Raw genomic sequence first — 24,634 nt, 5'->3', positions numbered from 1 at the left:
AGCGGGTCCAAGGATACGAGATCAATGCATATCTGTCCAATATAATAAACTGATAAGTTGATATGTATAGCATATGGAATTGAGACACCTGCGCTATCTCGTCGCGGTCGCAGAAGAACTGCATTTCAGCCGCGCCGCCGAGCGCCTGCACATCGCGCAACCCCCGCTGAGCCAGCAGATCCGCCAGCTCGAGGATGAACTCGGAGTGCGACTGTTCGATCGCACCAAGCGGCGCGTGCAATTGACCGACGCTGGACGGTTGGTTGTGGAAGAGGCTCGCCGCGCACTCGCCCAGGCCGGGCGGGTTGCCGAGGCCGCCCGTCATGCCGCCCAAGGGTCAGCGGGGCTCTTGCGGGTCGGCTTTTCCAGCTCTGCCCCCTATACGACGCTGCCCGCGATTCTGCGCAGCTTTCGGGGCCAATTTCCCTGCGTGGTGTTGAACCTTTTCGAGCGTAGTACCGAAGAACAGGTTGAATTGCTGGCTGCCGGCACAATCGACATTGGGTTCGTGCGCCGTCCGATCGAAAACGCCCCCGAGTCCCTGGCCGTCAAAACGATTCTTAGAGAGCCGCTTGTGCTGGCCCTGCCCCATGACCATCCCCTGCGCACCCATCGTGCGGTGAATCCGCGTGCGCTGGCACGCGAGCCATTCATCCTGTTTCCGCGGCACGCGGCGCCTGGACTCTACGACCAAATTGCTTCGATTTGCCGGCGCGCGGGCTTCCGACCGCAAGTCGCGCAAGAGGCCGTCCAGATGCAGACCATCGTCAGCCTGGTATCCGCTGGGCTAGGTGTCGCAATCGTGCCCGCCTCCATCCGCAAGCTGCATCGCGAGCGCGTCCTCTACCGTCCGCTTCGGCCGGCAACTTCCGCGACCGAAATGGCGATCGCCTACCATCACGGCAGTCGATCCATGGTGCTGCAATCCTTTCTGCGCGTAGTGGCAAAAATCTCGGACCGCTGAGCGTTCTCCTCTAAGAAAAGCGGCTCGCGATAGCGAGCGGGCGATTGTTATGCTTGTATGAACGGTAGGTTACCGGTTCGCGAAGCCGTTCGACCTTAGACCCGATGTTTGACGATATCTCACTGCAAAGCAGCAATACCCCGCTCTTGAGTCGTAGGGCAGGCTATGGGGTACGTAGTGTGGTCGCGCACACTGCGGCGGGTCCTATCGAATATTTCAGCGTCGGCGAAGGTCCGGCGATCCTCGGGATGCACGGCACTCCGGGTGGCTTCGACCAGGTCGCACTGATTGGCGAAACGGTCGAGGCACGCGGATTCCGCATCGTGGGGTGGTCTCGACCGGGATACCTTGGAACTCCGCTCGAAGTCGGCCGGACCCCTGCGGAGCAAGCGGACGCCGCGGCGGCGCTTCTTGATACCCTCGGGATCGATCGCGTTTGCGTCTACGGCGCATCGGGCGGCGGTCCGGCCACCTACACCTTCGCGGCGCGCCATCCGGACCGGACCTGGGCGATGGTCACTGAATGCGCCATTAGCAAGCGCTTCGGAGACGATCTTGCCCCGCTGCAAAGGATGCTCCTGCGCGCAGCGATCAACGGTCTGACCGTACCGATTTTCGATTGGCTGGCCAACCGGTTTCCCGATACGCTTGCGCGTCAGATGATCCGCGTGGAGGGCACACTCGATCGCAGATCGGCGCGGGCTCTCGCATCTCAAGTGAGTGCCGACCCGGCCAAGGCCGCCTTCGTTACCGGCCTCTTTCAGACCCTCAATCCCTTGAGTCTGCGCAAGGCCGGGCTGTTGAACGACCTCGACCAATTCGAGCGAATCGATCGTTTGCCGCTCGACCAGGTACAATGTCCCGCGCTCGTGATTCACGGCACCCACGACGCCGACGTGCGCTTTGAACACGGCGAGTTTGCAGCGCGTTCGATCCGCGGCGCCGAGTTCGTTGCCGTCGAGGGTGGCACGCACGTGTTGTGGGTGGCGCAGCAGGCCGCGGAGCTGCAGGCGCGGCGTCTCAAGTTTCTGAGGTGGCACGCTCCAATCTGATTGGCGTGCGGGTAGGGAAGCGGGTGGAAAAGGCGATTGAGAAAATCGCCACAGCTCTCAAGCCCGCGTTGCCGCTGCAGAGGCGAATGAGACCTCTTTAGTCCGCTGCGACGCCTGCGGCGACGATGATGCCACTGTAGGTACTGGTGCTCCGCAGCTTCCTGCGAAAACTACCACGACGTCATGCGACTGGGTCCCGGTCTCTTGCCCGCGCGGACCGGAAGTCTTGTGCGGGGAGCGACACGGCGGAGTTATTTTATTCTCCTCGAGGGCGCGCTCTTGTCGGCCCGCGCCAGCCCGCGGGTGAGCGCATCTTCGCCGAAGCGGCTGGTTACTGCGTCCAGGGCACGGTTGAGGCGCGTTCGCTTAGATTCATCGAACAGTCGCGGGTCGAACAATCCTGACTGTGCGGAACTCGCGCGCTCCAAGTTGTGTACCTGTACTCCCGCGAGGCGAATCTTGTCACCGGTCGGAACCTTGTCGAGCAGACGAATCGCCGTGCCCGTGATCTCCGCTCCGTCATCGGTTGCCCTCTCCAGCGAAAAGCTGCGCGACAATAGCGGATAACGGCCCTGCCCGAGTGGACGCGCCAGTTTCAGTTTGACCGAGACAGTGCGCGCCCGCACCCGATCCGCGCGCAGCCGGCGCGCGATCGCCTCGCCGTGTGCAATCAGAATGCGGCGCAACTCCTGGGACTCGAGCGTGAGATCGGTCGCAAAAGTATTTTCCTCGCCGTAAGATCTGCGCTGCCAATCGCCGACCACCGGCCGTGGATCGATGCCGCTGGCAAGCGCATGAAGGTGTGGTCCCAGCGAACCGAGCGCCATCCGCAACTCGCAGACGTCGCGCCTGGCCAAGTCGGCGATCGTCCGAATACCGAATTGATTCAAACGGGCCAGAGTGACGCGGCCGACGCCCCAGATACGTTCGACCGGCAGGCTGTGCAGAAACGGTACGACCTCGCCGGGGCCGATGCTGAGAAGCCCGTCGGGTTTGGACAGGTCGGACAGAATCTTGGCGACCATTTTAGTCGGTGCGACCCCTACCGAGACGACCAGCCCCGTCTCTTCCGTCACGCGCCGCTTGAGGGCACGGGCCGCATCGAGCGCGGAGCCATGCATGCGCTCAGTTCCGGTCAGGTCGATGAACGCCTCGTCGAGTGAAAGCGGCTCGACCACTGGACTGAATTCCTCGAACACTCGGCGCACGACCTTTGAGACCTCGCCGTAGCGATCCATGCGCCCGCCCACGAAGATCGCCTGCGGGCAGAGCTTGCGCGCCTGCACTGACGGCATCGCGGAGCGGATCCCGAACTTGCGCGCTTCGTACGATGCCGAGGTCACCACGCCGCGCGCGCTCTTGCCCCCGACGACTACCGGCAGGCCGCGCAGAGCGGGATTGTCCAGTTGCTCGACCGACGCGTAGAAGGCGTCCATGTCGGCGTGCGCAATCACCCGCGGCCATTTTGCTTCGCCGGCGCCGTCGCTGTGCTCCAACCCACCCATCGAAATCTCACGCGGATTCCGCGAGCTGGGCGAGAATGGTTTGCGCGGCGTCCTCGCCGCTGCGGACACAATCCGGAATCCCCACCCCGCGATAGGCGGCGCCGGCCAGCACAAACCGCGGCAGGCGCGCGACTGCGTGTTCGATCTCACCGACTCGATCGAGATGTCCCACCTCGTACTGCGGCATCGAATCTGGCCATCGCTGGATTGCGACGATTCCAGGCACCGCCGTCACCCCGAGCAACGCGCGGAACTCGTCGCGCACCGCCTTGACGATCTCCTCGTCCGGCAACGCCATCATCTCGTTCTGCAACACCCCGCCGACGAAAGCACGCACAAGAGTTGAGTCGGAGGGAGCGCGCTCCTCGAACTTCAGGCTGGAAAAACTGCCAGCTATTATTTTTCGATGCTCCACAATCGGCACCACGAATCCGAAGGTACGCGGCGGACTCGGAAATTCACTCTCGCGAAACGTCATGTTGACAGTGGCCGCGGAAGCGTAGCCCATCTTTCCGAGCAGGTTGGCAAGGTCGGGATCAGCTGCCCTGAGAAACAGCGCGGCAGCGAACGCGGGGGCGGCACAGATCACCCCGTCCGCGTCTATTCGGCCGCCGTTGCCAAGCACCAGGTACCAGCGCTGATTGCGATATGAGATGGCGCTCACCTCGGTGCCGAAGCGGAGCGACCCGGCAACTCGCGAGACGACGGCGTCGACCAGTGATCCCATCCCTGCGCGCATCGATAGAAACAAGCTCCATCGGGCGCCGCTGGTGCCGGGCGCCTTGCTCGCCCGCACTTTCTCAGCCGCCTGCAGACCCCGAATCAGACTTCCGTGGCTTTTTTCCATCTCGACAAAGCGCGGCATGGTGGCGGCGACGCTGAGCCGTGCAGGGTCGGCGGTGTAGATTCCCCCGGCCAAAGGCTGCGCGACCCGGTCGAGCACTTCCCGACCCAGGCGGCGCGTCACGAATGAGGCGAGGCTCTCGTCACCACTCTCGGTTCGGCGCGGAATGGTCGGCTCCAGCGCGATTCTGCGTTTGCCGTCTTCCGAGAAAAGCGGACTCTCCATCACCGGTTCGAGATGAGTAGGCGCGAGCAGAGAAAACCCTTCTGGAATCTCCACGAGCTTTCCCTGGTGAACCACAAAGGTGCGGCGGAACTGCACGCGTGTGGGAATCAAATCGTTCGCGAGCCCGAGACGCTTGGCTAGCTCGGCAGCTGCGGGCTTATCGGTCAGGAACGAATCGGCCCCGGTCTCCATGACGAACCCATCTCGGCGAATGGTCTTGAGCGGTCCACCCGCGCGATCGCTGCGTTCGAGGATTACCGTTTCCACCGGGGTCTCGCGCTGCGCCGCGAGTTCGCCGATCCGATGGGCTGCCGCCAGGCCGGTAATGCCCGCTCCGATTATGGCAATGCGCTTCATTCGCGAACCCATGGCGCGTGCACGCGGCAGCCCCCCGCACCGGATTTTCCTCCCCCGGCGTGGTTCGGGAAAGAAGACCCACGGGGAGCTCGAACTACCGTGGGTCGCGCCGCGAGTCGAGGTAACTCAAGAGGCACGGGCCTGGAGACCGCTATCTTTATGCCGCGGGGAAGGTCGGCTGCGCAGTCGTGCGAGCTAGAGTGCAACGCCCGCTAGGCTTGCGCGCGGGTGCCCCCATTTGGCGCGTGTCGCGCTGCATTGGCGAGCACAAGGGCCTGACTTATCTCCGGGGTCCAACGGTCCGGCTGGTCCGCCCACAGATCGCGCAGATGGGGGGCGACCTCGAGCCCAAACAGGCGTGTGTTCTCCGCGCCTACTTCTTCGGGAAGATTGCCCATGTGCGGAGTAGCGATTAACTGTCCAACCCGCAGGTCCTTGATCAATTCTCTAAGCCGCTGCCGCACACGTTGCGGGGTGCCCGCGATGATGTAGCCCTTGTCGTCGTATTCCCAAAAGCTCATCTCGCCTCGGCCCGCGCGCACCCGGTCCTGCGAGGTCAGCCTAGTGTGCCCAATCTTGAGTTGCTCGGACTGCGACTTCATCGAGCGCACCGTGGTGTAGCCGGGCGGATTCAGGAACCCCTGCGCGGGCGCTGCATTGCGATGGAAATAGCGCACCGCCTGGTAATACTGCTTCTCCGCTTCGGCATCGGTGTTGGCGACGCATACCATCTGCGTGAAAGCCATCCGATGGGGGTTCAGCGTGCCGCCCCGCTTGTCTACATATTCCCAGAATGCATCAACCAGCGGCTTCGACGAAAACAGTCCTGAGAACGACAAGTGCCCGTAGCAGTAGTCGTGCTCGATAACCAAGTCCCAGGTCTCGACGCTGCCACCCCCGCCCGGTACCCAGATTGGCATGCGCTGTTGAACGGGCCGCGGCCAGATATTCACGTAGCGTAGCTGCGTGTATTTGCCGTTGAATGCGAACGGCTCCGGCTCTGACCATGCGCGCAGAATCAGCTTGCGCGCCTCCTCGAATCGCTCGCGCATTTCGACCGGAGTCACGCCATAGGCGAACGTCGAGTCCATCGGGGTGCCCAGCACGAATCCTGCGGTGAGCCGGCCCCCGGAAAGGCAGTCCAGATATGCATATTCCTCGGCGACGCGGGTCGGGGGGTTGTACAGGGCCAGCGAATTGCCGACCACCGTGATGGCTGCGCTTTTGGTTGAGGAAGCCAGGCTAGCTGCGAGCAGATTGGGCGAGGGCGTCACCGCGAGTGGTGTCTGATGGTGCTCGTTCACGGTCAGTCCGTCGAAACCGACCTGGTCCGCGACCTGCATCAGCCGGATAAACATCCGGTACATCTCGCCAGCTTTGCCCGGGTCGATCAGATGTGCCGGGGGAGTTACCCAGGCGGACTTGTAGCGTTCCTTAAAGTCGGCCGGCAGATGCGGATAGGTCACCTCGGCGAACCAGTGAAATTTCATGTTGTTGCAATCCTTTCCCCGAACATACCGATCGTTCAGGGTAACTGTAGCATGTTCTCCCCGACCGCCCTCAGGCTCTCACCACCCGCAGCGCGCGCTTCCAAGGATCAACTTTGTCGATAGGCGAGCAGCCGCTCGACCTCGAAGTTGAACATTCGCGCCGCATTCAGCCCAAGAATCCTCGCGCGCTGGTCTTCGTCGAAGCGGCCCATCTGCCGCTCGATTGCCTCGGCGGAATGCGGCCATGAGCCCTCGTGATGTGGATAGTCATTGGACCACAGGAAGTTGTCTACCAGGTCGAATTGCAGTGCCAGTCCGAGACCCGCGCGGTCTTCCTGGAACGCCACCGCACCATGGGAGCGAAAATATTCGCTGGGCAGCATCTTGAGCTTGGGATACGCCCACATGTGATGCTTGACATATGCCTCATCCATGGCGTCGAGCGCCCAGGGCACCCATCCAATGCCCGATTCGATCGCGGCAAACTTAATCTTGGGGAAACGTTCCAACACCCCCGAAGAGCACAACGCCGCCATCGGCTCGATGGCCTGGACCAGCGCATGCGCGACGTAGTTCATCACCGCGCCGCCTTCCTTGCTCGCTCCCCGCGGGTCGCGGCCCGTCCCGATATGAAATGTGATCGGCAGGCCGGTCTCCTCAATCACCGCCCACATCGGATCGTAGACCGCCATGTTGTAGTTGGGATCGCGTGCATCCTGCGAATTAAAAACCGGCTTGCAGGGCAGGGTTAGTCCACGGAAGCCGAGCCGCGCGACACGCTCGACCTCCTTGACCGATCCGGCGAGATCGGCGGTCGCTATCGATGCCATGGGTGACATACGGTCGTTGTACGGACCGAAGGTCTCCCACGCCCAGTCGTTCCAGACCCGGCACTGGGCCTGAGCGAATTCCGCGTCACGGGTGGCCCACATGAAGAGTCCCTTGTTGGGAAAAATGATTTCCGCGTCCACTCCGTCGCGACGGCGATCCGCCAAGCGCTGCGCGACATCTGCACCGGCACGGTTGCGCATCAGGTCTTCGCCCTCAAAAATACTCTCCTGCAGGCGAGTCCGCCGGAGTCCGTCGCTGACAACCCACTTAACGCCCTCCTTGTCGACCTCGATCTTCGGCAGTCGAGTCTTGTACTTTTCCTCGATCCGCTCTGCCCACAAGTTGGCTGGTTCGTTGGCATGACAATCGGAGGAGATCATCAGGAAGCGGTCTGGATCGTCAGGCCGCACGGTGCGCTTCCATCCCTCGTGTCCGGGAGTTTTAAGCCGCCATCGATTGGCGGGATCGACTGCTGTTTCCATCGCTTTCCCCCTCCGCCGTCAGTGGGCTGCTCCCGCACCGTACCACTTTTCCGTAGACTCTCAGCAAGCGCCGGTGCATGGTGGAGGCGCGCACTCAAAACCTTGGTTCGATTTGGAAAGTGAGGACTCCAATGATTGTTGTCCACCATCTGAACGATTCCCGCTCGCAGCGGATCTTGTGGTTGCTCGAAGAGCTCGCGCTGCCGTACGAAATCAAGCGCTACCAGCGCAACGCCGAGACGCGTCTGGCACCACCCGAGCTCAAAGCCGTGCATCCGCTTGGCAAGTCGCCGGTAATCACCGACGACGGTCGTACCATCATCGAGTCGGGAGCGATTGTCGACTACCTCATCCGACGCCACGGCGGCGGCCGCCTGCAACCACCCGCGGACAGCGCTGCCTACGATGAGTACGCGCAATGGCTGCACTATTCGGAAGGATCGGCAATGTTGCCTCTAATGCTCAACCTGTACGTCTCGCGGCTCGGCGAAGCCGGCGCGCCGCTACGCCCGCGAATCGACACCGAGCTCGCAAATCACCTCGGCTACATCAACGGTGCGCTCAAGGGTAAGCAATTCCTGGTCGGCAACGCTCTGACCGGCGCCGATGTGCAGATGAGTTTCGTGGGCGAAGTCGCCGGAGCATTCGGCGTTCGCGGCGCGTATCCGGAGCTTGATGCGTGGACCAAACGCCTGCACGAGAGGCCCGCATACCGGAAGGCCCTCGAGAAAGGCGGCGCCTACGCCTACGGAAACTAGCCCAGAGGAGGGCTTTGGCTGAATGTTGGGGGGCGGAGAGGCGACCTGACCCCTATCTATCCACCCCAAGGGCGGGGAGGGCAGATCTTACTCAATCAAGTGCAGGCGAACGATCTCCGCCATCATGGCGATGAATTCCGGGTGGTCGCAAACCGTACCTGCTCTCTCCATCCGCACCCCCGACTCGCGCGCGATTCGCGCAGCCTCAACGTCGAGATCATATAGAACCTCGACGTGATCGCACAAAAATCCAATCGGGACGAGCACCGCGATGGCCCCACCTTCAAGCTTCTGCAGCGCGGAACCAATCTCCGGTTCGAGCCACCGGTCTTGCGGACTTCCGCTGCGGCTCTGGAAGGCAAGGGTCCAGGGCTCGATGCCAAGGTGCGCGGCCACTAGGGCGCAGGATTCGGTGAGCTGCTCGACATAGGGTGCGCCGGACGCCATGCGGACCGGGATGCTGTGTGCGCTAAAGATAAGTCGCACCCGCCGACGTTCATCCGGTTTCAGGCGTGTGAGCGCTTCGGACGCGCGTGCGGCAACTGCGGCGATGAACTTCGGATGGGTGTGCCAGGGCTCCGGATACTCCACTTCGGGCGCGCGCGGTCCCATCGCCTCTCGGGCCGCTCGTACCACCCCCTGGTAGCGTTCCCAACTCGCCTCGCTGCGAAACGCGGCCATAATAAATCCGAGTGCTCGGCGTGCGCCTGCCCGCTGCAGTGCGACCAGCGCATCAACTACATATGGTTCCCAATTACGCATTCCGACTTCTACGGGAATCGTGATGCCTTCGCCGGCGAGCTGGTTGCGTAGCGCTCGGGCTTGAAGAAAGGTCAGTTCGTTGTATGGAGAACGTCCGCCCATACTTTCGTAGTGACGGGCAACCTCCTCGTAGCGTTCGTGGGGAACCGGTCTTCCGCGCAGGACGTTGTCGAGAAATGGGTGAATTTCCTCGGAGCGGGTTGGTCCCCCGAAACCGACGACCAACACCGCCTCGCATCGCCCGCTCGATGCCATCGCGACGTTATCTCCGGCTCAGCTCGTGAACGGCATCCACCAGCGCGATCACATGATCGACCGGAGTTTCGGGCAGAATGCCATGGCCTAGGTTGAAGATGTGCCCGGGCCGACCGGCGGCTTGGGCGAGAATCGCGCTGGCGCGGCTGCGAATTTCGGCGACCTCAGCGAACAATGCAATCGGATCGAGATTGCCCTGCACCGCGACTTCGAAGCCGAGCCTCTGCCACGCTTCGGCGAGATCGACGCGCCAATCCAGCCCGATCACGTCGCCGCCCGCCTCGCGCATCAACTCTAGAAGGTTTCCGGTGGTGGTTCCGAAGTGAATCACGGGAACACCCGGCTTCACTTTTGAAATCAGGGTCGCGGTATGCGGCAGCACAAAGCGGCGATAGTCGCCGGGCCCCAGGCTTCCGACCCAGCTGTCGAAGAGCTGTACCGCGCTGGCACCGGCGTCGACCTGGAGGTTCAGATAGTCCGCCGTGATGCCCACCAACAGCTCCATGAGCCGATGCCAGGTCTCGGGCTCGTTGTACATCAGGGTTTTCGTGGTTTGATACTGCCGTGAAGAACCACCCTCGATCAGATATGACGCCAGCGTGAAGGGAGCTCCTGCGAAACCGATGATCGGTGTCCTTGCCCCGATCGCTCGGTCTACCAGCTTGATCGCCTCCCCGACGAAGGCCAGTGCGCTTACCTCAACGTCGGGAATTCGCGCCAGGTCGGCGGCCGATCGCACTGGTCGATCGACAATCGGACCGTCGCCTTTCTCGTAGTGCAGTCCGACCTGCATCGGGATGAGCGGCAACAGGATGTCCGCGAAGATGATCGCAGCATCGACTCCGAGCCGCTCGACAGCGCCGACGGTGACTTCAGCGGCCAGCTCGGGCCGCGTGCACATCTCGATGAAGTCGTGCTGGTCGCGCACGCGACGGTACTCGGGCATGTACCGGCCCGCCTGGCGCATCAGCCATATCGGGGTGTAGTCGGCGGCTTCGCGTCGGCACGCCTTCAAAAACGGGTGGTCCCAGAGTTGTGGACGCGGAGCATTGCCCGCCTCGATTGGGCGTCTGCGCGGAGACTCAGTGACTACCAGCACAGGGCTGGATCGTTTGCTCGCGAGGATCGTTGCCGAGAGTAGCGCGGCTTCCTTTATCAGATGACCGAGTCGGGGATGCCCCGGCTCCAGGTCGGCGGGAATTCCGCGCGCACGCAACTCTTGCGAGCATACCGGCCCGACCGATCCGATAACCATCGTGCCGAGTCCGTGCCTGACCGCATCGCCAATTCCCAGCGCGTCTGCCATCTGCATCACGTTGGTGACCTGGTTGGAGCTGGTGAATAGGGCAACGTCGGCCTGGCCATTTGCGATCGCGCGCAGGGCTTGGGTGAGCGGTCCCCGATCGACCGGGAGCGTCCATCGGTACACCGGCACTATCAAAATCTCTGCGCCGCGTGCCTCGAGGGCCGACACGAGGTCGCGATTCGACACACCATATTCCTGGACCGCGATGCGTTTGCCCAGCAATTCGGAGTGCGCGGTAAGCACCTCCAGCAGTTCGCGCCAGGTATTCGGTTCGGGGGTCTGCAAAGAAGGTTCAAGTCCGTGGTCGCGGAGGGCGGCTAGAGGTTTGGGGCCGCGCACCGCTGTGACGATGCGCGCCAGCGCAGCCCTGAGCGCTGCGCGGGGATGCCGCGTCTCCATAACCTGGAACAGGGCGCGCACTCCCACACCGGTGAGAAAGACCGCGATATCAATCTCGCCTGCCAGGAGTCGCTCGGCAAATTCCAGCGCTGCCGGATTGTCGCCCAGCGGAATCTCGCGCATGGCTGGTGCGACCATCGCGCGCCCGCCGTTGCGCTCGATGAGCCGCGCGGTCTCGCTCGCCATCCTGCTTTCGAACGCCACCACCCGCAGGCCGCCAAAATTCGGCTCCCGCGGCGAAGCCTCGGTCCCCGTCTGCGCGCTCATCGCATTTATCTTGCCTGTGAGTGTCGGGCGAAGTCTACGCCCGCCTAGGCGCTCTGCTTATCATGCTTTGCGCGTGTTCGGGCCGGTGTGTTAGCACTCGCTGAGCGTCGAACCTGTTGGGGGAGGGAGCATGAAACCGCGATATCTTGTCCTGTCCGCGCTACTTGTCACTGCGACCTGGATCTTGGGCACAACCAAGGCACGTGCGCTGAATCCCGCGGTGCAAGCCACCGTGATGCAGACTGCGCCGATTCCCGAATCGCAAGTTCCAAAAAACATCAGAGACGCGGTCAATACGCCGGACCGTCCCGCGGATGACAAGGCGCTCGACGCGGGCCGTCAGCCCGAGCAGGTGTTGGCCTTCTTTGGCATCAGGCCGGGCATGAAAGTAGCCGACCTGTTTGCGGGCGGCGGTTACACCACCGAACTGCTTTCGCGGGCGGTGGGACCCACCGGCACCGTATATTCGGAGAACGGTCCATTTCCGGAGAAGTTCAAGAAAATCGGCGAAACCTGGCATTCACGGCTTCAGAAACCGGCGCTGAAAAATGTGGTTGAGGTCGACAAGTGGGTCGATGCTCCCGACTTGTTCCCGGTCGCGCCGGGGACGCTCGATGCGGTGCTCATTAATCTTAACTACCACGACCTGGTGTGGCTTAAAGCGGACCGCGCCAAGATGAACGCGTCGGTGTTTGCGGCACTCAAGTCGGGCGGCATTTACGGGATTGTCGACCACAGCGCCAAGCCCGGAACCGGCGCGCAGGACGCATCCACCTTGCATCGAATCGACGAGAATTTCGTGATCCAGGAAGTGGAACAGGCGGGATTCAAACTGGTCGGGGAGTCGAGCGCGCTGCGCCATCCCAACGACGATCGCACTTGGATCGTCTTCGCCCATCGCGGCGAGACCGACCGCTTCATTCTGAAGTTCGAGAAACCATAGGCGGCAGGGCTCCAGATGAAAACCGGACTCTTTGCACTAGGCATCGGCACAGCGGTTCAGCCGGCGATCGTTCGCACTACCGCCGAGCACGCGGAGCGCGCAGGCTTTTCCACGCTGTGGGTGGGAGAACACGTAGTCCTCTTTGATCGCCATGAGTCCAAGTATCCCTACTCGACCGAGGGCAACTTCCCGCTCCCCGCGGATGCGGACTGGCTGGATCCTTTAATCACCCTGACGTTCGCCGCTGCGGTCACCAGCGAGATCCGGCTGGCCACCGGGATTTGTTTGGTACCCGAGCACAATCCCCTGGTCCTCGCCAAGCAGGTGGCCTCGCTCGATCGTCTCTGCAGCGGACGCTTTGCGCTCGGGGTGGGTGTTGGATGGTCCGCCGAAGAATTTGCCGCTCTCGGGATTCCGTTTCAGCGGCGCGCCCCGCGCACCCGCGAGTACGTCGAGGTGATGCGCCGCCTGTGGGACGAGCAGGTGACCAGCTTTCATGGCGAGTTCGTAAATTTCGACCACGCGCGTGCGTTCCCCAAACCATCGCGCGGCGGAAATCTGCCGGTGCTCTTCGGCGGAGAGAGCGGGCCGGCGTTGAAACGGGTCGCCGACGTCGGTGACGGATGGTTCGGCTTCAACCTCGACCCGGCCGAGACCGGCGAAAAAGTCACCCGGCTTCACGCGATGCTGCGTGAGCGCGGGCGCCATCCGAAAGAGGTGGAAATCGTCATAGCGCCATACCTGAAACGGATCACGGTAGACGATCTCAAACGCTATCGCGATGCGGGTGTGGACGAACTGGTCTTCGTCACGAGTCCACCCGCGGAGGCGGCGCGGATTCCGGCCTGGATCGACAAGATGGCCGGCGACTGGCTCGCGCCGGCCTTGAGGCTTGGTTAAGCCGAGAGCTGCTTCCCCTTAAGCCCGAATTGCTCGACCGCGTTGCCGCCCAGCATCTTCGCGATAACCGGCTCTTCGACCCGGGCTTCGCTCAACATCGCGATCGCGTCCAGCGCGCTGGTGGCGTCGTGATGCGGATAGCGCGAGCCCCACACCACCTTCTCGACGAAGTCGTGCGGCAGTTTCTGGATGAGACGCTCTTCCGCATCGAAGCCGAGCATAACTTTACCTTCCTCCCACATCTCCTCGACGTCGGTGCGCACCGGGTAGGTATGCAGGAGCGGAATGGTGCGGGTCGACGCTTCCATTTTCTCCAACACCTCTTCCATCCACGATGCTTTTCCGTGCGCGACCACGACCCGCATGTTCGGATAACGCTGCATCACGGTGAAGCCGATAAGCGTCGATGCGACGAACATATGATTGTCGAGCCAGTGTGAAATTATCGGCGCAATCGGATGTCCCAGCGGGGGTGCCGCCGTGAAGGTGAACATCGATGAGGCGCCGCCTCCCGCACCCGGACCTCCGCCCGCACTCATGATGCCGAAGAACTGGTTGAGTCGGCCCTTGACCTTTTCGACAAACGGTCCGTGCGACGTCCATTCCGGGTTCCACAGGCCGGCGGTGGAGTGAACCGCCGCTGTGAGTTGGAGTTTTTCCAATTCCGCCCAAAGCGGATCGTAGACCGGATGGGTAAAGTAGTGCCCTTCCAGGAACATGGGCCGAATGAAGGCGCCCCGAAACGACGGGATCTTTGCGATTCGCCGGAGTTCCTCGAGCGCATAGTCGATATTTTGCAGGGGAACCATTGCGGCCGCGAACAGTCGATCCGGCGCGGCCTTGCAGAAGTCCGCGATCCAGTTGTTGTAGGCGCGCGCCAGCGCGTAAGCGACTTCGGGATCCTCGACCAAGTGGAATCCTTCCGCAAACCAGGTCGGATAGAGAAATGCCTGGTCCACGCCCATCGCATCCATGTCTTTGAGTCGCGCCTGCGGATTCGATGCACCCTCGGTCATCGGATGGCGGCGCCCGGGATCGAGCTCTCCGATCTTTTCCCAGGTCATACCCGGCCGCCAGATCGCGTGGCGCGGGATGTTGGAATTCATCGAGTCGCGGAAGATCTTGCCGTTGACCTTGAGATAGGAACCGTGCGCCCCCTCTTCACGCCACAGCGCGTGTTTGCCGAGGGTGCGATAGTCCGCTTCGAGATACTTGTCCCACACCGCGTTCGGCTCGACGACGTGCGAGTCGCTGTCGAACACCGGAAATGACTTCTTGCTCATGACTCAGTACCGGCGCAGTGCCGCTTCAGGTTTCAGTGCCTCTTGTACTTCTTGGTCCGTGGGCCACCAGTCGGGACGCTCAATCTCGGTCACGCGGTCGCCGATGAAACTCTTGGGCGGATCGATTCGGTACATCTTGCGGGCGTTGCCGCCGAGGAACTTCGCCTGGTACGGCTCCGGCAGCTCGCCCGTGCGCATGGTTTCGATTGCGCGCCACGCATCGTCCCCGTCGTGGTGGTACACATCGGATGACCACGCCAGGATGTCTTCGTAGAACTCCGGAAACCGCGATGGCGGCGACTCATCGCCCTCGAAGCCCGTCACGCAGTGCTGGAAGAAAGTCTCGCGAGGCAGGCGCTTCAGCGGAGCAAGCCTCCGGTCATTGCGGTAGAGTTTGTATGCCTTGTCGCATTCGTCGAGCACGAAGCTGAGCCAGGTCGAGGAGGCCTCGAACACGGCGGCGTGCAGCTTCGGAAAGCGTTCGAAGAATCCCGACATCAGGACCATCGTGACCCAGAGCGAAGCTTCCGCCTGGAAGTCCTGCACGTTGATCAGGAAAGTGTGCGGCAGCGAAGCCGAGGTCGCACTCAGTCCGATAAGCTCGGCGCCGGAGTACTGCTCGGTATAGCCCGGCGGCTTGAGCAGGCCGAGTGCGGGAAACGGATGCATGCCGTACACCACGCCGGTTTCTTCCATCGCGTGCCACACCCGCGCGTACTTCGGCTGAATCGGGTAGTTGCCCATCGCATCGATGGGCCGCACCAGGCCGACCCGGCAGCCCTTGTCCGCCACCCGATAGATCTCGTCTTCCGCGAGCTTGGGATCCTGCATCGGCAACAGCGCGGCAAAGAACAGGCGGTCGGGATTTTCCTGGCAGTATTCGTGCGCCCAGTCGTTGTACGCCTTGCACATCGCCCGCGCGCCGAGCGCGTTCTGGATCCACGGGTAGGTGTCGATGTCGCTGGGAATGATCATGACCTGGTCGATTCCCTGCACGTCCATGTCCTTGAGGCGCGCCTTGGGCTCATACGCACCCTTGTGGTCGATATAGTCGGCCTGCTCGGCGGTAAGCGCGGTTTTCGGATTGAGATTGCGTACGTTGATCGCGCGCTGAATATCGTGCTTGAGGCCAGGTCCTGCCAGCGAGAGCACGTTCACCATGCCCGGGGCGCCGTGGATGCGCTGCGAGCCGAGCCCCGAGTTGGCAACTCCGTTGACGACCAGCTGCTTGGATTCTGGGTCGAACCAGATGCTGCGTTTCAGCGCCTCGTACTCATCGTGAGTCAGCCACTCCTTGGCCCGATCCCACAGCCAGGGCGGCTCGGCGACGTGCGCATCGCAGTCGAAGGTCGGAAAGGTTTTGGTCATGGGTGCAAATTTCTGAACCGGCATTGCCGCACCTCCAAATCGCTATCGCAATTATATCCTAATCGTTCGCGCTATTCCGTTTCCAGCCATGCATCCGGAATCGGGTTCACCCCGTTGCGCGCAAAAATCGCATCGATCTCCTTCATGTCCGCATCCGAGATGTTCCATCCGACCGCGCCGACGTTGTCGTTCACTTCGCGTTCGTTGCGGCATCCCACCAGCGCCGTGCTGATCACCGGATTCGAGAGAGTCCAGCGGAGCGCGAACTGGGGCAGGGTCTTAGCGTAGCGTTGCGCGATCCGCTTGAGCTCTTCGACCGCACGAAGATTCTTAAGGAAATGATCGGGACCGAACAGGTGCTGAAACAGGTTGATATTGCCCAGGCGACCGCGGCGCGAACGCCAGTCGTCCGAGCCGAAGTCCATCTCCTCGCTCATGGTGCCGGTCAAAACTCCGTAGGCCAGCGAGCCGTATGCCATCACCCCGACCTTGTGGTCGCGACAGTATGGAAAAATTTCCGTCTGCATGCGCCGATCGAACATGTTCCAACAGTACTGAACCACGTCAACCCGGCGTGCCTGCATGCACCTCTCGATCTCGGCAAGCTTGAAATTGGAAAGACCGACCGCGCGGACTTTCCCCTGCTTGACCAGCTCATCGAGCGCGCGCATCGGCTCCTCGAACGGCACGTTGCGGTCGGGCCAGTGAACCAGGTAGACGTCGACGTAGTCGGTGTTGAGATTCTTGAGACTCTTCTCGATCGATTCCATTACCCGCTTGCGGGTGCTGTCGCGATAGTTCGGCGTGTCCGGATAGCCGACGCCAAACTTGGTCGTAATCACCGCTTCCTTGCGGCGTGCGCCCAGCGCCTTGGCGAGCGACTTCTCCGATGCGCCGAAACCGTACGCTTCGGCCGTGTCGAAACTGTTGATGCCCTGGTCAAGGGCGCGGCCGACGGCCTTGATGAATTCCGTCTCCTCGATGCTGCCGTAGCCCCCGCCAATCTCCCAGCACCCGACTCCGACCGCCGAAATCTTGATTCCCGTTTGGCCAAACTGCCGATATTCCATCGTGCTGCCTCCGCCAGTGACACAGTGTACAAGCCTGCGCCCGAGGTTCGCCACCGCTTAGTCGAACATGAGGACCGTGCGCGCGACTTTGCCCTTCTTCATCGATTCGAATGCCTCGTTCACGTTCTCGAGCCGCGCTCGTTTACTCACCATATCGTCCAAGTTGAGCCGACCCTGCAGGTAGAAGTCGATGTAACGAGGCATGTCGATGCGAAAACGGTTGCTGCCCATGTTGGTGCCCTGGATTTTCCGCTCGCTCAGCAGCTTGGGCCCGTCGATCTCGACCTTCTGCCCGACCGGTATCATGCCGATTATGGTCGCCGTACCGCCCGGACGCAGCGCGTCGTAGCACTGCTCGGCGAGGTGCTTTAGCCCGACCGCCTCGAAAGAATAATCAACCCCGCCCCCGGTCATCGCCTTGATTGCCTTGACCGCCTCGGTATTGGACGCGTCGATCGTGTCGGTCGCGCCGAACCGCTTCGCCATTGCGAGTTTGTTCTCGAATTGATCGACCGCGATTATCTTGCGCGCGCCGGCGATCCGCGCGCCCTGGATAGCCGAAATACCCACCCCGCCGCATCCGAAGACCGCGACCGTGCAACCCGCCTCGATGCGCGCGGTGTTCAGTACCGCGCCCACTCCGGTAGTGACCCCGCATCCGATCAGCGCAGCGCGGTCGAGCGGCATGTCGTTGCCGATTTTCACCAGCGCATTCTCGTGCAACAGCATCTTCTCGGCGTAGGTGGAAAGGTCGGCGAACTGCGTCAGCGGCGTACCCTGGAACGAGAGCCGCGGCTTGCTGTCTTTGGCGCGCTGGGTGGAAGCGCGGTTGGAGCAGCGATTGGGATGGCCCGACATGCAGTCTTCGCAATAGCCGCAGAACACCGAGGTGCACGCGATCACGTGATCACCGGGCGCCAGATAGCTGACCGCGGAACCAACCTTCTCGACCACCCCGGCGGCTTCATGTCCGAGCACCGCGGGGGCATGGAGCGGGTACAGCCCCTCAACGAAATGGAGATCGCTGTGGCACACGCCGGTGGCGGCGGTCCGCACCACGACCTCATGCTCGCGAGGTTCGTCGATGTCGACGTTTTCGATCTTGAGCGGCTGCTTGGGACCATGGAATACGGCAGCTTTCATGCGCACTAACTCCTCAAGCCAGAAAGTCCAGCGGAGCTGCCTTTTCTTCTACGCCTTGTTGGCTCGTCTTGTCCAAGAGTGCGCACATGCACTTGGCGGAGCACTGCCTTGCGCCGCAATGCATCAAATCCTAAGACAGGTCGAATCTCCGCGCGCGCGGTGGCTTGGCTTGGGTCCACGATTCACGGAAGGCGCGGTGATGGCGATGAGCGTGGCAGAAGCACAGGGCCGCAAGGCTGCGCAGCGGTTCAAGGCCGATTCGGCTAGGGGGTCTCGGGCCGAGAATGGCTGTCCGCGAGCAGCTGCATACGCGTTTCGGATAAAGGTTTGCAACGCCGCAGGTTGCGGAGGGACGGCTCAATCAAGGTCATGCGTCGGGTTGGCGCACGCTTCTAAGCAATTGTTCAGTGACCTGCTCGACGATCCATCGAGGTTTCCACTTGCCGCCCTCGCGATACCAGTTGGCGACGGTAAAGGCGGCGCGCAAGATTACGAAGGTCATCAGTTTTGGATCGCCGGGGACGAAAATATTCCGATCGATTCCACTGCGGACGATATTCGCGAACATCTGCTCGTAACGCCGGCCCAGCGTTCGTATGCGCTTTTGATTCTTCGGGCTCAGCGAAACGGGGTCGGGCAGTAGCGGCTCGTAGCGCTCTTCGGGGTTGCAGATCCTGGCAACCACGCCTGAAATTGCCTTGCGCAAGGACAACTCAGGATCCTTGGCCGCCAAAGATGCGACCGCGGCGAGAAGTTCCAGCGCCCGGTTTACCGCATCAATTCGGATCTCGGTGAAAATTTCCTCCTTGCTGCGGAAGTAGTGATAGATGTGCCCTTTTGCCAAGCCGCATTCGCCCGCAATCTGATCCATGTTGGTCGCGTTGTAGCCGCCCTTGGCGAAAGCACGCGCCGCGCCGAGCAGGATCGCGCGGCGGCGCTCTTCGGCCTTGGCGAGATCGCGGATGCGGTAGCCGCGCACTCCGACCGCCGCATCGCTCGCGTGCGTCGCTGTCGTTTCTCGCCTGAATTGCGGCGCGGCTATCGGCTTCTTCGGAAACTTTTCTTCCACAATCCTCTTTCCGGTGCCGCGAGTCTTGACTCGAACGACCATTTTAGAATATCCGTTCTAACAGGCGCTGGGAAGAGTCTCGGCATTCTCTCGACGGTTCATGGCGCGGCCGCGGAAATCGCGGAGGCTATTATCGGCATCAGAGTACGGAGAGCATAATGTCACATGAAATCGTAATCAAAGGCGGAACTATCGTTGACGGCACGGGCGCCGAGCCTCTCGCCGCCGACCTCGCGATCGATGACGGCCGAATAACCGCGATCGGCAGCGACCTCGGCGGCGGGCGCGAAGTAATCGACGCGCGCGGGTTAACCGTCACCCCGGGCTTCGTCGATCTCCATACCCATCTCGACGCGCAAATCGGATGGGATCCCGATCTCACCCCCGTGAGCTGGCACGGCGTGACGACGGCGCTCCTCGGCAACTGCGGGGTCACCTTCGCGCCGTGCAAGCCTACCGACCGCGAGCTGCTCGCCGGGATGATGGAGACGGTCGAGGATATCCCGCGCAACGCAATCCTCACCGGGCTTCCGTGGAACTGGGAGGACTACGGCGGCTACCTCGACGCGATCGAGAAGCTGAACCCTGGAATCAACGTCGCCGGGATGGTCGGGCACTGCGCCGTACGTTTCTACGTGATGGGCGAGCGCGCGGTCGAGGAGCAGGCGACCGAGGCTGAGCGGCGCAGGATGGCCGAGATCGTAGGCGAGTCGATCGATCGCGGCGCGGTCGGCTTTTCGACGAATCGCTACGCGCCGCACAAGCTGCCCGACGGTCGCTCGATCCCCGGCACGTTCGCCGATCCTATCGAGCTGGTCGAAATCGCCAAGCAGGTCGCGCCGCGCAACGCGCTGATGCAGGCCGTCGGCGCCGACCTCGAGGTGCTGAAGGCGATCGCGGATGCGGGCAAGAGCCGTATCCTGTTCAGCTTCGGCGCCGGCGAGGAAGACAACTCGGGCGTGCAGCGCCGCGAGTTTCTCGACCGCTTCTGTAGCCATCGCGACGTCACCGCGGTCACGCAGGTGCGCGGCTCAGGCTTCATATTCGGGCTGCAGGCAAACCTGCCGATCGCGGGCGCGACTTGGCATGCGCTGCGCGCGCGGAGTTTTCGCGAGCGCCTCGCCGCGATCAACGTTCCCGAATTCCGCACGAACCTGCTCGAGGAGGCGAAACGCGAAAATTCCACCTTCGTAGATATGAGTCAGGTTTTTTACCTGGGCGCGGGCATCTCGCCCGACTACACCGCCGCGCCGGAGAATAATCTGAAGGCGATGGCCGCGGCGGCGGGCGAGCATTGGTCGGATACTTTCCTTCGCCTCACGCGCGAGACCGGCGGCAAGGCGCTCTTCAACCTTCGAATGTTCAATCGCAACCTGAAGGCGCTCGGCGATCTGTTCAAAAGCGAGCACTGCCTCCCGAGCCTCGGCGACGCCGGCGCGCACGTGTCGCAAATCATGGACGCGGGATGGCCGAGCTTCGTGCTGTCATACTGGGTGCGCGAGACCCGGCTCTACTCTATGGCCGAGGCGATACGCCGCCTGACCTCGGGACCCGCCCGCGTGATCGGACTCAAGGATCGCGGGGCGCTCAAGCCTGGGATGCGCGCGGACGTGAACGTGTTCGACGCGGACCAGGTGGCGGAGCGGCAGCCGGAGCTGGTCAACGACTTTCCCGGCGGGGCGCCGCGATTTATCCAACGCTCGGGCGGCTACAAGGCGACTATCGTCAACGGCAGGGTGAACGTGCGCGACGGTAAGCATACCGGGGCCCATGCAGGCCGGGTGCTCCGCCACGGACGATAACTCGGAGAGCGGCGCTCGATGTCTCAGGTTAAATCATCCGACGGTCCCGTAGCTGTAACCGGCGCGTCCGGCCATATCGGCTCGCACGTTGTGCTCGCGCTGGTGAAGCGCGGATACACGGTGCGCGCCTGCGTCACCGACGAGAGCAAGCCGGAAAAGACCGCTCATCTGCTCGCGATGAACAGCAGCGTGTATCCGGGGCACGTCGAACTTCGAACCGGCAACCTGCTCGAGGAGGGTAGCTACGACGAGATCTTCACGGGCTGCGCGGCCGTGATGCATGTCGGCACGCCGATGGGATACGCGAACCTGAACCAGCCGCGGCAAATCTACGACGGCGCGGTGAACGGCACGACGAAGGTGCTCGAATCGGTTAAGAAGGCGGGCAGCGTACGGCGCGTTGTGTACACAAGCTCTTTCTCTGCGATCGCGCATCCGGCGCCGCCCGGATACGTATTCAATGAGAAAGACTGGGCGTCGGACAATCGCGGCAAGGATGCGAGCTGGACCCCTGAGAGTATCGACACCAACGGCGACGTCGCGTACGCGATGGGCAAGATTGCGACCGAGCGGATGGCGTGGCGCGTCGCGGAGGAGGACGGACGCTTCGACGTAATCACTGTGTGTCCGTGCGCCGGGCTGGGGCCGCTGCTCTCGCGCGCGCATGAGCTGCCGGGCTCGTGGCAATACTTCCTCGGACGGATGCTGATGGGAAAGCCGTGCGGGCGCGGTTGGCAGCATCTGTGGAATATCGTGGACGTGCGCGACGTGGGCGAGGCGCACGCGCTGACAATCGAAAGCGCCAGGTGCAAGAACGGCGGGCGCTATCAACTGACGGCAGCGGATCGATCGGGCGAGCTCAACGCCGCCGAGCTGCAGGAGCATCTGTCGCGCCTCTTCCCGCATATCGCGGTCGGCGGTCCGCCGAAGCAATACGCGGAGATTGTCGCGAAGCATGGCCGCCCGTATGACTCGCCACGCGCCTATTGCGATCGCGCGCGCGAGGAGCTGGGCCTTACGACGCGGCCGGTCGATGACACGCTCTTCGAGACTGGCCGCACGATGATCGAGCTCGGAATCGTCAAGCCGGCATTTAAATGATCGTCGAGATCGAAATCGTATGCACGCGTGACGCTGCACGCAGCGCCCGGACTGCGTTCGCGCGAACGAGGAATTGTGGAATTTGACCGACTTCGCCGATGGCATCGCGGTTGCTCCTACCCGAATCGCCGATGCCGGGAGTGTTAACGATGGATCGAACTTATGTCGTCACCGGCGCCGCTTCCGGAATCGGAGCGGCGACTGCGCGATGGCTTCGAGAGCGTGGCGGCCGGGTTATCGGATGCGATCTCCGCAATGCCGATGTCATTGCCGATCTTACGACCAGCGAAGGACGCAAGGCCCTGGTCGACAGCGTGACGCGTCTCTCGGGCGGCAAGATCGACGCGATCGCCGCGGTAGCCGGCGGCGGTCCTCCGCAGACCAGCCTGCAATTGAACTTCTTCGGCACGGTCGCGACGCTCGAAGGCCTGAGCCCGCTGCTCAAGTCGAGCTCGGCGCCTCGGGCTACCGCCGTCTCTTCGATAGCGTCGTTCAGTCCAATCGACCAGGGACTCGTTGATGCCATGCTGAGGATGGATGAGAAGGCGGCGAGCGACGGCGCGTGGAAATTTGCGGCGAAAATCGCGCCGATCAACGAAATGACACCGACGCAAGGGATGCAGGTGGGGTTGGCGCTGTACGCTAACGCCAAGTACTCGTTGAACTGCTGGTGCCGGCGCGCGGCCGGTTCTCCTGAGTGGGCAGGCGCGGGTATCACGCTGAACGTGATCGCGCCGGGATTTATCGATACGCCCGGCGCCGCGTACATCCTCTCGAATCCTGAGAGCAAGGCGGCGATGGGGCAGATGGTGCCGCTCAGCGGCGCGTATCCGGGACGGCCGGAGCAGATGGCCGCAATCATCGCTTGGTGCTTGAGCGAAGAGAACTCGCTGATGACAGGACAGATCCTTTTTGTTGACGGCGGCGTCGAGTGCACGCAGCGTGGAGAGCGTTCCTGGTGAGCGCGGAAAAATCATCGTCAAAGCCTCCGCGGCTCGCGTTTTCGACCAACGTTCTTTTCGGCGTCGGCTCGGTCGCCTTCGGAGTCCATCAGGCGACCCTCACCTCCGCGCTCCTGTTGTTCTTCAACCAGGTGGTCGGGCTGCCTGCGGCCTGGGTCGGCGCGATGATCATGATCACCCTGATCTTCGACGCCGTTTGCGATCCGTTGATCGGCGAATGGTCGGATCACACACGCTCGCGATGGGGCCGGCGGCATCCGTTCATGTACGCGTCGGCGCTGCCCGCCGCGATCGCGTTTTACTTCCTGTTTGCGCCACCGCTCGGATGGTCGAAGACCAGCCTGCTCGTTTACATGGGCGTGATGCTGGTCACGGTGCGCGTGCTGCTAAGCCTCTACGAAATACCGAGCTCCGCGCTGGGGCCTGAATTGACGTTCGACTATGACGAGCGCACGAGCCTGATGAGCTCGCGCTTCTTTTTCGGCACACTCGGCGGCGCGGCGATTTCGTTCGTGGCGCTGCAGGTCTTTCTGCGCAAGGACGCGACGCACCCTCTCGGCCTGCTGAATCCGGCAGGCTACCGCGAGACAGCGATCGCGGCGAGTATCGCGATCTTCTTTTCGATCATCATCTCGTGCGTCGGTACTCACCGCTTCATCCCGGTAGTGCATGAGCCCAGGGTTCGCACCAGATGGCGCGACAAGCTCCGCGAAATCAGCGGCACGGTGACCAACCGCTCGTTCTTGGCGCTGACGGTTTCCGGGATCGTAGGAGCTATTTCGACGGGCCTCAGGCAGGGCCTCGACTTCTACATCTCCGCGTACTTCTTCGAGCTCACTCCCGCGCAGATGTCGTATCTTGCACTAGCCACTTTGGTCGCTGCCTTCGCGGGTGTCGGACTTGCGCCCGCGATCTCGAAACGATTCGGCAAGAAGCCGGCGATGATCGCCGTCTTCTTCACGTCGCTGTTCGCGTCGAGCACCCCGATTTTGCTGCGCCTCATCGGCGTCTTGCCACCAAACGGTACGCGCGCAGTATTTATGACCGTCCTTGGCTTCACCTTTGTCGCGGCGACGCTCGGCCTGAGCGGGTTCATTATCGCGAGCTCGATGATGGCAGATGTGGTCGAAGATGCGGCGGTATCGACTGGGCAGCGATCGGAGGGGTTGCTGTTCGCGGCCAATGGCCTTATCGCGAAATGCGTCACGGGAGTCGGTACCTTCCTTTCCGGTCTAATCCTTACGTGGATCAGCTTCCCGCAGCACGCGCAGCAAGGTCATGTCGATCCCGCGATCCTCTATCACCTGGGAATGGTCTTCGTTCCGATTGTCACGATCTTCAGCGCGATCGCGATCACAGTACTGCTCTTTTACAACATCGACCGTTCTACGCACGAGAAAAACCTCGCGCGGCTTAAGAACGCCGATGAACCTGATTCGGGAGATGAACTGAAGGTGCTGACTCGCGAACAGCTGGATATCAGCGCGGCCTCGTGA

At 62.2% G+C, this 24,634-nt stretch carries 20 protein-coding genes; 9 read left to right on the top strand and 11 right to left on the bottom strand.

Features of this window, described 5'->3' with window-relative positions:
* Positions 1–73 precede the first annotated feature (73 nt).
* Both VGI36_09795 and VGI36_09790 read left to right on the top strand, forming a co-directional pair.
* On the top strand, positions 74–964 hold the full coding sequence (locus VGI36_09795; protein ID HEY2485430.1) for a LysR family transcriptional regulator: 891 nt from the start codon (positions 74–76) through the stop codon (positions 962–964).
* A gap of 146 nt (positions 965–1,110) precedes the next feature.
* The gene (locus tag VGI36_09790) at positions 1,111–2,016 is read left to right on the top strand and encodes an alpha/beta hydrolase (protein ID HEY2485429.1); all 906 of its coding nucleotides are present in this window, start codon (positions 1,111–1,113) and stop codon (positions 2,014–2,016) included.
* Between the two features lie 251 nt (positions 2,017–2,267).
* Here VGI36_09790 and dinB read toward each other — a convergent pair whose 3' ends face one another.
* From dinB to VGI36_09770, 4 genes are all read right to left on the bottom strand, one after another.
* Positions 2,268–3,521 carry a DNA polymerase IV gene (dinB, locus tag VGI36_09785; GenBank protein ID HEY2485428.1) on the bottom strand — a complete coding sequence of 418 codons (1,254 nt, stop codon included), beginning with the start codon at positions 3,519–3,521 and terminating at the stop codon, positions 2,268–2,270.
* Positions 3,522–3,528: 7 nt separating this feature from the next.
* Positions 3,529–4,947 carry a protoporphyrinogen oxidase gene (gene hemG, locus VGI36_09780; GenBank protein HEY2485427.1) on the bottom strand — a complete coding sequence of 473 codons (1,419 nt, stop codon included), beginning with the start codon at positions 4,945–4,947 and terminating at the stop codon, positions 3,529–3,531.
* Positions 4,948–5,159: 212 nt separating this feature from the next.
* Positions 5,160–6,437 (bottom strand): LLM class flavin-dependent oxidoreductase, encoded by a 1,278-nt coding sequence (locus VGI36_09775; protein ID HEY2485426.1) that lies wholly within the window; start codon positions 6,435–6,437, stop codon positions 5,160–5,162.
* 107 nt (positions 6,438–6,544) lie between these two features.
* Positions 6,545–7,750 (bottom strand): amidohydrolase family protein, encoded by a 1,206-nt coding sequence (locus VGI36_09770; GenBank protein HEY2485425.1) that lies wholly within the window; start codon positions 7,748–7,750, stop codon positions 6,545–6,547.
* 131 nt (positions 7,751–7,881) lie between these two features.
* Here VGI36_09770 and VGI36_09765 point away from each other — a divergent pair, with 131 nt between their 5' ends.
* Complete coding sequence (locus VGI36_09765) at positions 7,882–8,508, top strand: glutathione S-transferase (protein HEY2485424.1); 627 nt, start codon at positions 7,882–7,884, stop codon at positions 8,506–8,508.
* Positions 8,509–8,595: 87 nt separating this feature from the next.
* Here the strand turns inward: VGI36_09765 and hemH are convergent, their stop codons facing one another.
* Both hemH and hemE read right to left on the bottom strand, forming a co-directional pair.
* A complete protein-coding gene (gene hemH / locus VGI36_09760; protein ID HEY2485423.1) occupies positions 8,596–9,525 on the bottom strand; it encodes a ferrochelatase in 930 nt (309 codons plus the stop codon).
* 7 nt (positions 9,526–9,532) lie between these two features.
* Positions 9,533–11,497, bottom strand: a complete 1,965-nt coding sequence (gene hemE / locus VGI36_09755; GenBank protein ID HEY2485422.1) for a uroporphyrinogen decarboxylase — start codon at positions 11,495–11,497, stop codon at positions 9,533–9,535.
* Positions 11,498–11,627: 130 nt separating this feature from the next.
* On the opposite strand from hemE, the gene VGI36_09750 reads away from it, so the two are divergent.
* The gene (locus VGI36_09750) at positions 11,628–12,440 is read left to right on the top strand and encodes a hypothetical protein (protein HEY2485421.1); all 813 of its coding nucleotides are present in this window, start codon (positions 11,628–11,630) and stop codon (positions 12,438–12,440) included.
* A gap of 15 nt (positions 12,441–12,455) precedes the next feature.
* The gene (locus VGI36_09745; GenBank protein ID HEY2485420.1) at positions 12,456–13,340 is read left to right on the top strand and encodes an LLM class F420-dependent oxidoreductase; all 885 of its coding nucleotides are present in this window, start codon (positions 12,456–12,458) and stop codon (positions 13,338–13,340) included.
* Here the strand turns inward: VGI36_09745 and VGI36_09740 are convergent.
* From VGI36_09740 to VGI36_09720, 5 genes are all read right to left on the bottom strand, one after another.
* On the bottom strand, positions 13,337–14,623 hold the full coding sequence (locus VGI36_09740) for an amidohydrolase family protein (GenBank protein HEY2485419.1): 1,287 nt from the start codon (positions 14,621–14,623) through the stop codon (positions 13,337–13,339). The genes VGI36_09745 and VGI36_09740 overlap by 4 nt on opposite strands.
* 3 nt (positions 14,624–14,626) lie before the next feature.
* Positions 14,627–16,015, bottom strand: coding sequence for an amidohydrolase family protein (locus VGI36_09735; protein ID HEY2485418.1), 1,389 nt, complete (start codon positions 16,013–16,015; stop codon positions 14,627–14,629).
* A 47-nt stretch (positions 16,016–16,062) separates the two neighbouring features.
* The gene (locus VGI36_09730; protein ID HEY2485417.1) at positions 16,063–17,061 is read right to left on the bottom strand and encodes an aldo/keto reductase; all 999 of its coding nucleotides are present in this window, start codon (positions 17,059–17,061) and stop codon (positions 16,063–16,065) included.
* Between the two features lie 57 nt (positions 17,062–17,118).
* On the bottom strand, positions 17,119–18,204 hold the full coding sequence (locus VGI36_09725; GenBank protein HEY2485416.1) for a Zn-dependent alcohol dehydrogenase: 1,086 nt from the start codon (positions 18,202–18,204) through the stop codon (positions 17,119–17,121).
* Positions 18,205–18,571: 367 nt separating this feature from the next.
* Positions 18,572–19,315: a TetR/AcrR family transcriptional regulator gene (locus tag VGI36_09720; protein HEY2485415.1), complete on the bottom strand. Its 744-nt coding sequence runs from the start codon at positions 19,313–19,315 to the stop codon at positions 18,572–18,574.
* 116 nt (positions 19,316–19,431) lie between these two features.
* Between VGI36_09720 and VGI36_09715 the strand changes: the two genes are divergently transcribed.
* The 4 genes from VGI36_09715 (at position 19,432) to VGI36_09700 (ending at position 24,634) form a co-directional block, all read left to right on the top strand.
* Positions 19,432–21,075: an amidohydrolase family protein gene (locus tag VGI36_09715; protein ID HEY2485414.1), complete on the top strand. Its 1,644-nt coding sequence runs from the start codon at positions 19,432–19,434 to the stop codon at positions 21,073–21,075.
* 18 nt (positions 21,076–21,093) lie between these two features.
* Positions 21,094–22,176 carry an NAD-dependent epimerase/dehydratase family protein gene (locus VGI36_09710; protein ID HEY2485413.1) on the top strand — a complete coding sequence of 361 codons (1,083 nt, stop codon included), beginning with the start codon at positions 21,094–21,096 and terminating at the stop codon, positions 22,174–22,176.
* A 149-nt stretch (positions 22,177–22,325) separates the two neighbouring features.
* Positions 22,326–23,138, top strand: a complete 813-nt coding sequence (locus VGI36_09705; protein ID HEY2485412.1) for an SDR family oxidoreductase — start codon at positions 22,326–22,328, stop codon at positions 23,136–23,138.
* Positions 23,135–24,634 (top strand): MFS transporter, encoded by a 1,500-nt coding sequence (locus tag VGI36_09700; protein ID HEY2485411.1) that lies wholly within the window; start codon positions 23,135–23,137, stop codon positions 24,632–24,634. Before VGI36_09705 ends, VGI36_09700 begins: the two co-directional genes overlap by 4 nt.

The organism is Candidatus Binataceae bacterium (genome assembly GCA_036495685.1).
Lineage (GTDB): Bacteria > Desulfobacterota > Binatia > Binatales > Binataceae > JAFAHS01.
This window is presented reverse-complemented; position numbering and strand designations above follow the sequence as displayed.

What these genes read in the sequence shown, in the direction of transcription:
- VGI36_09795 (HEY2485430.1), top strand. Translation starts at nt 74, where the DNA reads ATGGAATTGAGACACCTGCGCTATCTCGTCGCGGTCGCAGAAGAACTG.
- dinB (HEY2485428.1), bottom strand. Translation starts at nt 3,521, where the DNA reads ATGGGTGGGTTGGAGCACAGCGACGGCGCCGGCGAAGCAAAATGGCCG.
- hemG (HEY2485427.1), bottom strand. Translation starts at nt 4,947, where the DNA reads ATGAAGCGCATTGCCATAATCGGAGCGGGCATTACCGGCCTGGCGGCA.
- VGI36_09775 (HEY2485426.1), bottom strand. Translation starts at nt 6,437, where the DNA reads ATGAAATTTCACTGGTTCGCCGAGGTGACCTATCCGCATCTGCCGGCC.
- VGI36_09770 (HEY2485425.1), bottom strand. Translation starts at nt 7,750, where the DNA reads ATGGAAACAGCAGTCGATCCCGCCAATCGATGGCGGCTTAAAACTCCC.
- VGI36_09765 (HEY2485424.1), top strand. Translation starts at nt 7,882, where the DNA reads ATGATTGTTGTCCACCATCTGAACGATTCCCGCTCGCAGCGGATCTTG.
- hemH (HEY2485423.1), bottom strand. Translation starts at nt 9,525, where the DNA reads ATGGCATCGAGCGGGCGATGCGAGGCGGTGTTGGTCGTCGGTTTCGGG.
- hemE (HEY2485422.1), bottom strand. Translation starts at nt 11,497, where the DNA reads ATGAGCGCGCAGACGGGGACCGAGGCTTCGCCGCGGGAGCCGAATTTT.
- VGI36_09750 (HEY2485421.1), top strand. Translation starts at nt 11,628, where the DNA reads ATGAAACCGCGATATCTTGTCCTGTCCGCGCTACTTGTCACTGCGACC.
- VGI36_09745 (HEY2485420.1), top strand. Translation starts at nt 12,456, where the DNA reads ATGAAAACCGGACTCTTTGCACTAGGCATCGGCACAGCGGTTCAGCCG.
- VGI36_09740 (HEY2485419.1), bottom strand. Translation starts at nt 14,623, where the DNA reads ATGAGCAAGAAGTCATTTCCGGTGTTCGACAGCGACTCGCACGTCGTC.
- VGI36_09735 (HEY2485418.1), bottom strand. Translation starts at nt 16,015, where the DNA reads ATGCCGGTTCAGAAATTTGCACCCATGACCAAAACCTTTCCGACCTTC.
- VGI36_09730 (HEY2485417.1), bottom strand. Translation starts at nt 17,061, where the DNA reads ATGGAATATCGGCAGTTTGGCCAAACGGGAATCAAGATTTCGGCGGTC.
- VGI36_09725 (HEY2485416.1), bottom strand. Translation starts at nt 18,204, where the DNA reads ATGAAAGCTGCCGTATTCCATGGTCCCAAGCAGCCGCTCAAGATCGAA.
- VGI36_09720 (HEY2485415.1), bottom strand. Translation starts at nt 19,315, where the DNA reads ATGGTCGTTCGAGTCAAGACTCGCGGCACCGGAAAGAGGATTGTGGAA.
- VGI36_09715 (HEY2485414.1), top strand. Translation starts at nt 19,432, where the DNA reads ATGTCACATGAAATCGTAATCAAAGGCGGAACTATCGTTGACGGCACG.
- VGI36_09710 (HEY2485413.1), top strand. Translation starts at nt 21,094, where the DNA reads ATGTCTCAGGTTAAATCATCCGACGGTCCCGTAGCTGTAACCGGCGCG.
- VGI36_09705 (HEY2485412.1), top strand. Translation starts at nt 22,326, where the DNA reads ATGGATCGAACTTATGTCGTCACCGGCGCCGCTTCCGGAATCGGAGCG.